This window comes from Actinoplanes sp. NPDC048988 (assembly GCF_043197815.1).
Classification (GTDB): domain Bacteria; phylum Actinomycetota; class Actinomycetes; order Mycobacteriales; family Micromonosporaceae; genus Actinoplanes.
This window is the reverse complement of record NZ_JBICTW010000001.1, coordinates 681,800-689,259: the sequence shown is the minus strand read 5'-3', so window position 1 is coordinate 689,259 and position 7,460 is coordinate 681,800. Positions and strand designations below refer to the sequence as shown.

Annotated in this window: 6 protein-coding genes; 1 reads left to right on the top strand and 5 read right to left on the bottom strand. The window is 71.6% G+C overall.

What is annotated here, in order from left to right; translation table 11 throughout:
- Window positions 1-25: 25 nt before the first annotated feature.
- Window positions 26-910, bottom strand: a complete 885-nt coding sequence (gene rfbA / locus ACGFJ7_RS03275; protein ID WP_360242585.1) for a glucose-1-phosphate thymidylyltransferase RfbA — start codon at window positions 908-910, stop codon at window positions 26-28.
- A gap of 198 nt (window positions 911-1,108) precedes the next feature.
- Between rfbA and ACGFJ7_RS03270 the strand changes: the two genes are divergently transcribed.
- Window positions 1,109-2,299, top strand: a complete 1,191-nt coding sequence (locus ACGFJ7_RS03270) for a cytochrome P450 (protein WP_360242582.1) — start codon at window positions 1,109-1,111, stop codon at window positions 2,297-2,299.
- A gap of 10 nt (window positions 2,300-2,309) precedes the next feature.
- Here ACGFJ7_RS03270 and ACGFJ7_RS03265 read toward each other — a convergent pair whose 3' ends face one another.
- From ACGFJ7_RS03265 to ACGFJ7_RS03250, 4 genes are read right to left on the bottom strand one after another with little or no spacing between them, the layout of a single operon-like run.
- Window positions 2,310-3,524, bottom strand: coding sequence for a macrolide family glycosyltransferase (locus ACGFJ7_RS03265; protein ID WP_360242579.1), 1,215 nt, complete (start codon window positions 3,522-3,524; stop codon window positions 2,310-2,312).
- Between the two features lie 16 nt (window positions 3,525-3,540).
- Window positions 3,541-4,752 (bottom strand): macrolide family glycosyltransferase, encoded by a 1,212-nt coding sequence (locus tag ACGFJ7_RS03260; RefSeq protein WP_360242576.1) that lies wholly within the window; start codon window positions 4,750-4,752, stop codon window positions 3,541-3,543.
- Window positions 4,753-4,774: 22 nt separating this feature from the next.
- A complete protein-coding gene (locus ACGFJ7_RS03255) occupies window positions 4,775-6,169 on the bottom strand; it encodes an NDP-hexose 2,3-dehydratase family protein (protein WP_392640580.1) in 1,395 nt (464 codons plus the stop codon).
- A gap of 17 nt (window positions 6,170-6,186) precedes the next feature.
- Window positions 6,187-7,296, bottom strand: a complete 1,110-nt coding sequence (locus ACGFJ7_RS03250; RefSeq protein WP_360242570.1) for a DegT/DnrJ/EryC1/StrS family aminotransferase — start codon at window positions 7,294-7,296, stop codon at window positions 6,187-6,189.
- Window positions 7,297-7,460: the final 164 nt, after the last annotated feature.

Here is a 7,460-nt window from a genome sequence, read left to right as displayed (position 1 = left end):
CGGTGGCCCCCTTCTCCGCCGACGGTCAGACGGGCGCGGGAACCCACTCCCAGTCGAGCTGCTGGAGCAGGTAGGAGCCGTAGCCGCTGCGCTCCAGCGGCCCGGCCAGCGCCCGCAGCTGGTCGTCGTCGATGAAGCCGGCCCGCCAGGCCGCCTCCTCCACGCACCCGATCTTGATGCCCTGGCGCTCCTCGATGACGCGGACGTACTCGGCCGCGTGCACCAGGCTGGCGAAGGTGCCGGTGTCGAGCCAGACCGTGCCGCGGTCGAGGGGGGTGACCGACAGCCGCCCCTGGCGCAGATACTCCTCGTTGACCGAGGTGATCTCGAGTTCGCCCCGGCCGCTGGCCCGCAGGTCGCGGGCGATCCGCACCGCCTCGGAATCGTAGTAGTAGAGGCCCGGCACGGCGTACCGGGACCGGGGCCGGGCCGGCTTCTCCTCGATGGAGAGCGCCCGCCCGGCGGCGTCGAACTCGACCACGCCGAACGAGCTCGGATCGGCCACCGCGTAGGCGAAGACCCGGCCGCCCGGGAGGTCGCCGCCCGTGTCGAGCTGGCGCCCCAGCTCGGGACCGTGGAACAGGTTGTCGCCGAGGATGAGGGCCACGGAGTCGCCGTCCAGGAACTCCTCGCCGATCACCAGGGCGCGGGCGATGCCGTCCGGGTGGGGCTGCACCGCGTACTCCAGGCGCAGGCCCAGTTGCGAGCCGTCGCCGAGCAGGCGCCGGAACTGCGCCTGGTCCTCCGGTGTCGTGATGATCAGAATCTCCCGGATGCCCACGCCGACCAGTGTGGACAAGGGGTAATAGATCATCGGCTTGTCGAACACCGGCATGAGTTGTTTGGACACCGCCTGAGTGACCGGCCAGAGCCGGGAGCCGGTGCCGCCGGCCAGAATGATTCCCCGCATTGTTCGAGCGTAATGAGCAAGGGGGTCCGCCAGCTCGGAAAACAGGGGTACTTATCGGATCCTAGGGGGCCTATGGTGAGCGTAGATGGCCATTTGGAAATGGCTGTCATCGATTCCGGAGACCATTGCGGAATCGTCGTGATCTCGCGCCTGGAGGGCGTTCGCAGAGATTATCGGAAAATGTGAGGAGAGACGCCGATGACTGTCACGGGGGAGCAGTTGGAAGTCATCGAGATGAGGGACCCCTACACCCTCTACCGTCAATTGCGCCGGAAACGGCCGGTCGCCCGGGTGCGGCTGCCCATGGGGCTTCCATGCTGGCTGGTCACCCGGCACGACGATGTGCGCGCGGCCCTCAACCACCCCGGCCTGATCAAGGACGGGCGCCGGACGATCGCCGCCCTCATGGGCGGGAGGGGCAGCGTCGTGCCCGCCGTCCACCACTTGCTGAACCTCGACCCGCCCGACCACACCCGGCTGCGCACCCTGGTCGCCGGCGCCTTCACGGCGCGGGCCACCGCGCGGTGGGAGCCGGCGGTCGCCCGGGCCGTCGCCGTCGGCGTCGACGCGATGGCCGGCCGGGAGACGGCCGACCTGATGGCCGACTTCGCGCTGCCGGTGACTCGCGAAATCATCTGCGACGTGATCGGCATCGCCGCCGAGGACCGGGCGGCGTTCCTGGGCTGGGCCGAGAAGGCGATGCTGGGCAACTCCACCCAGGCCGTCGACGACTGCGCCGAGCTGTTGAAACGCTACCGCCGCGAGCTGCCGGCGGATCCCGCCGCCGCCCCGGTGGGACTCGTGCCGCACCTTCTGCGCACCGCCGGCGAGCCCGGCCGGATCACCGGCGCCGAGCTCGTCTCCATGGCCTTCCTGCTGCTCATCGCCGGCTGGGAGACGACGGCGGCGGCCATCGGCAACGGCGTTCTGACGCTGATCACGCACCCGGAGCAGCTGGCCGCGGTGCGGGCCGAGCCGTCCCGCCTCGACGGTGTGGTGGAGGAGCTGCTGCGCTTCGAGAGCCCGGTCAACCTGGCCACCATGCGGGTCAGCGCCACCGCGCTGCGGCTCGGTGAGGCCGACGTCCCGGCCGGTGAGCTCGTCATGCTCGCGCTCGGGGCCGCCAACCGCGACGGGGACCGCTTCGCCGCCGGAGACCGGCTCGACCTCGACGCCGACCCCACCGGGCATCTGGCGTTCGGCCACGGCATCCACCGGTGCCTGGGCGCGCCGCTCGGCCGGCTGATCGCCCGGCGGGCCATCGGCGAGCTGCTGCGGGTCTTCCCGGATCTGCGGCTGGACGTCGCCCCCGATCTGATCCGGTGGCAGCCGCTGCTGCTGCGGGGTCCCGCCGAGCTGCCGGTGCGCCCGGGGGACCCGCGAGCCTGAGCCGGGGCGGTCAGCCCTTGGCGCACAACCGTTCGATCTCGTCGGCGGCGCGTTCCGCGCCGCCGGCCCGGCGGATGTCCTGGCGAAGCCGGGCGGCCGCCGAGGCGTAGCCGGGCGACGAGGTCAGCTCGGTCACCGCCGCGACGAGTCGTTCGGCGGTGACCTCCTCCGGCGCGATCAGCGAACCCAGGCCGAGTTCCACCACCCGTTCCGCGTTCACCCTGTTCTCGCCCCACTGAGGCACGAGCACCATCGGCACGCCCATCGCCAGCGACTGCATGACGCTGCTCATGCCGCCCTGGCAGACCAGGGCCCGGGCGTGCGCCAGCACGTCGAGGTGCGGCACCCAGGGGTGCAGCTCGACGCCGGGCGGCACCGGCCCGAGCTCCTCCGGGGCGAACCGGTCGCCGATCGTCATGACCAGATGCAGTCCGGAGCCGGCGAAGGCGTCGACGCAGGTCCGGAAGAACTCGGGGCCGGCCTGGATCGTGGTGCCGAGCGAGATGAGCACCACGGGCGCGCCGGAGGCGGGCGGCTGCCACGTGGCGGCGGCCGGGTCGTGCTCCTGGCAGGGGCCGACGAAGGCGTACCGGTCGTCGAAGGTATCGCCGGCCAGCTGGAACTCCTTCGGCAGGAAGACCAGGTTGAGGGGCTCCACGGCGCCGAGCACCTCGGCCGGGGAGATGACGCCGTCGCCGCCGAGGGCACGCACCGAGTCGGTCAGGCGGGTGAAGAAGTCGACGCCGGCGGTGCTCTGCGGCTGGAAGAGCCGCTCGCTGCCCGCCGTACGGGCGAAGACGTTGCGGGTGAGCTGGGTGTGCGCGTTGGAAGCGAACAACGGCGACATCTGCACCGCCGGCACTCCCCACCGCCGCGAGGTCACCCGGCCCGCGGCCATCACCGTGAGGTCGTACGCGAGCAGGTCCGGCGGGTCGTCGTCGAGCACGGGGCGCAGCGCGGCCGCGATCGCCTCGGACTCGTCGAACGAGCGCATCACCACGTCGACCACCTGGGACGCGCCGTAGTCGAGGTGCATGCCGTGCTCGGCGTAGGGCGACTCGTACCGCACCACGTCGGCGCCGGCGGCGGCGAAGGTGCCGGCGAAGGCGCCCGCCGCGGCGTACGTGACCCGGTGTCCCCTTGCGACGAGCTCGCGGACGATGCTCACGGTCGGGATGACGTGACCGTGACTGGGAATGTTCATGACGGCGATGTGGCGGGACATGGTCCTCCTCGGTGACTCAGCTCTTGTCCAGGAATCGTTCGAGCTCGTCGGCGGCCCGCGCCGCGCCGCCGGCGGAGCGGACCTTCGCCCCCATCGCGGCGACCGCCCGGCGCATGGCGGCGTCTCCGGCCACCTCGGTCACGGTGTCGCGCAGCGCCGCCGCGGTCACCTCGCCCGGGTCCAGGCGCCGGCCCAGGCCGAGCTCCACCGCCCGCCGTACGTTGATCCGCGCCTCGCCGGCGTGCGGCACCATCACCATCGGCACGCCGGCCGCCAGCGACTCCATGATGCTGGTCATGCCGCCCTGAAAGAGGAAGACGCCGGCGTGCGCCAGCACGTCCGGATGGGCGATCCACGGATGCACCTCGACGTTGGGCGGCAACGGGCCGAGCTCGGCCCGGTCGAGCCGGCCCACGGTCATCACCACGTGCAGCGGCGCGTCCCGGAAGGCCTCGACGCAGGCCCGGAAGAAATCGGGATGCCGGTCGTACGTGGTACCGAGCGAGATCAGCACGATCGGGCCGGCCGGGTCGGCGGGTGGCGACCAGGCGCCCGTCTCCGCCGGTCGCACCCGATGGCACGGGCCGACGAAGGCGTACCGGTCGTCGAAGGTCTCGTGCCCGATCTGGAAGTCCTTGGGGAAGAAGGCGAGGTTCAGCGGCTCGATGCGGGCCAGCAGCTGCCAGGCCGGCACGTCGGCACCGCCCAGCGCCGTGACGCCGTCGCGGATCAGGCCCATGATGTCGCCGGCCGGTGCCGCGGCGTCGTAGCCGGCGGTGGTGCCCTCCGCCGCCTCGGCGAACAGCTGCACCGGGTTGACCTGGGCGTTCGAGGCGAAGATGGGGAACATCTGCACGGCCGGCAGGCCCCACCGGTGCGCCGCGACCCGGCCGGCGGCGTACTGCATGAGGTCGTAGACCAGGACGTCCGGCCGCCGGTGGTCCAGCGCCGGCACGAGCGCGCGCATGACCGCCGCGCCCTCGGCGAAGGCCCGCTCGGTGAGCCGGTGGAGCACGTCCGGGGTGTACGGGAGTTCGGGCGGGTTGGTGCCGGTGGGGGAGTCGTACGTGATCACCTCGGCCCCGGCCTCCCGGGGCAGGTGGGCCAGGTCCTCGGGCACCACGTAGGTGACCATGTGACCACGCTGGACCAGCTCGCGCACGACTCCCACGGTCGGGATGACGTGCCCGTGACTCGGGATGCTGAGGAAGGTGATGTGCCGTGACACGGCGGGCCTCTCGGATCGATGGTCAGAAGGTGTGACCGGCCAGGCCGCGCAGGCAGGCCACCAGGCTGCGTACCTGGACGTTGACGTAGTGGCTGTGCCGCATGAGCGCGCCGAGCTGGCGCAGGGTCACCCACCGGTAGTCGGGGTGGTCGATCACGGCGGCCGGGGTGCGGCTCTCCACCACCAGGTAGCGGTTGCGCGCGTGGTAGAGCCGGCCGCCCTCCTCGGAGTGGATGACGTCGAAGAGGATCTGCTCCTCCTCGGCCGCCAGCACCTCGTCGAGGAACAACGGCCGGGCCGCCCGCGGCAGCCGGTCGTAGGTGTCCGGTGTGCACTGCACGGTCGGGGCGACCTCCACGACGTCGAGGTAGCCGGGCTCGACCCGGGCCTGCACCAGGACGTGCAGCACGCCGTCGACGCGGCGTACGAGCAGCGCGTTCAGGCCGAGCCCGCGCGGCGCGAAGATGGGCTGGCTCCACCGGGCGACCTCCCGGCCGGTGGCCTCCACGTCGACACCGATGACGTCGAAGAAGAGCCCCTCGTCGTGCGAGATGCGCCCGTCGCGGTGACCCCAGCCGGCGACCTCGCTCAGCGTGATCGGCCGTACGAGCACCTCCCGGCGGCTGCGAACGGCGGTGAGCCAGCGCAGGATCTCGTCCAGGTCGTGCCGGGCCGGCCGCTCCCCGGTGATCGAGGCGACCAGCGCGCCGGTGCGCGCGTCGTGCGGATCGGCGCTGTCGTGCGGGCCGGGACCAGGCATCGGCAGGCAGCCCAGCACGGTCCGGGTGTCCATGTTGACCAGGTTGTCCACGGCCAGCAGCGATCCCAGCTCGCCGGCGGTGAGCCAGCGGAAGCCCTCCAGCACCTCCACCTCGCCGGTCACCTCGACGACCATGTTGCGGTTGCGCTTGCGGTAGAACCAGGTGCCGTGCTCGGACTGGCGAACGTCGGCGTGCACGATGTGCCGCTCGCTCTGCTGGAAGTACTCGAGGTAGGGGACCGCACGCCCGGCGTGCACCCGGGTGTAGTTGCTTCGGGTGGCCTGCACGGTCGGGGAGAGCTGGACGCCGTTGCAGTTGCCCGGCTCGACCTTGGCCTGGACGAGAAGATGCGGCACCCCGCCGAACCTCTTGACCAGCAGGCCCAGGATGCCGATGTCGGGCTGATCCATGATCGGCTGGCGCCAGTGCTCGAGCGGGCTGCCGGAGACATGCACGTCCAGCCCGGTCACCGTGAAGAAGCGGCCGCTGCGATGGCTGATGTCGCCGGTGCGCTGGTCGGTCTGCCACCGGTTCAGCGCCTCCAGCGGCGTGATGCCCACTGTCATCCGGTTGCGCTCGCCGTACTCCGACAGCCAGGCGGCGATGCCGGGAGTGAGCGGGCTGGGCGGGGCCGGGACCGCGATCGTCCGTGCCACGGGCATGAACCCTCCGATCAGAGGTTGGCGAGCACCGACCGGACGCTGTCGATGACCTTGTCCTGCTGGCCGGGGCGCAGCGACGGATACATCGGCAGGGAGAAGATCTCCTGGGCCAGGCGTTCGGTGACGGGCAGCGACCCGGGCCCCTGCCGCAGGTGGGCGAAGCCGGACATGGTGTGCACCGGCCAGGGGTAGCTGACGTTGAGCAGGATGTCGTGCGCCTTCAGCGCCTCGATGATGTCGTCGCGGCGCGGGTGCCGTACGACGTACAGGTAATAGACGTGGTCGTTGCCGGGCGCGATCTCCGGCAGCACCAGGCCGGTGCCGGCCAGGCCCTCCGCGTACCGCCGGGCCACCGCACGCCGGCCGGCCAGGTAGGAGTCGAAGCGCTTGAGCTTGCGGCGCAGGATCTCGGCGTGCACCTCGTCGAGCCGGCTGTTGTATCCCGGCGTGGAGACGACGTAGTAACGCTCCTCCATGCCGTAGTAACGCAACCGGCGGAGGTTGTCCGCGGTCGGGCCGTCGTCGGTGATCACCGCCCCGCCGTCGCCGTACGCCCCGAGCACCTTGGTCGGGTAGAACGAGAAGGCCGCCGCGTCGCCCATGGTGCCGGCGAGCTCGCCGTGGTGCCGGGCCCCGTGCGCCTGGGCGCAGTCCTCCAGGAGGGCCAGGCCGTGCCGCTCGGCCAGCTCGCGCAGCGGTGCCATGTCCACGCACTGGCCGTAGAGGTGCACCGGGAGCAGGCACCGGGTGCGATCGGTGATCGCGGCGGCGACCTGGGCCACGTCCATCAGGTAGGTGCCGGGATCCACGTCGACGAAGACCGGGGTGGCGCCCACCGCGTCGATCGCGACGACGGTCGGCGCGGCCGTGTTGGACACCGTGACGACCTCGCAGCCGGGGCCCACGCCGAGGGCGCGCAGCGCCAGCACGAGCGCGTTCGTGCCGTTGTCGACGCCGACGCAGTGCCGTACACCGTGCAGCGCGGCGTAGTCCGTCTCGAAGCCGCGCACGCTGTCGCCGAGCACGAGCTGTCCGGAGCGGAAGACGGTGTCGACCGCGTCGAGGATGTCGTCGCGCTCGCTCTCGTACTCGTCGCGGTAGTCCCACACGCGAGTCGTCATGTCAGGTCCTTCGAGGTCGTGGCCCGGAATGATCGCAGCCAACCGGACGTCTCCCGGTGCGAACAACCCCTAGACCTGGCACCACCCCCGGCCCGCGATGTAGGGGATCCGGTCGGCCGTCCACTGTGTTGCACTAACGCGGAACTCGGCCAACACGGGCTCGA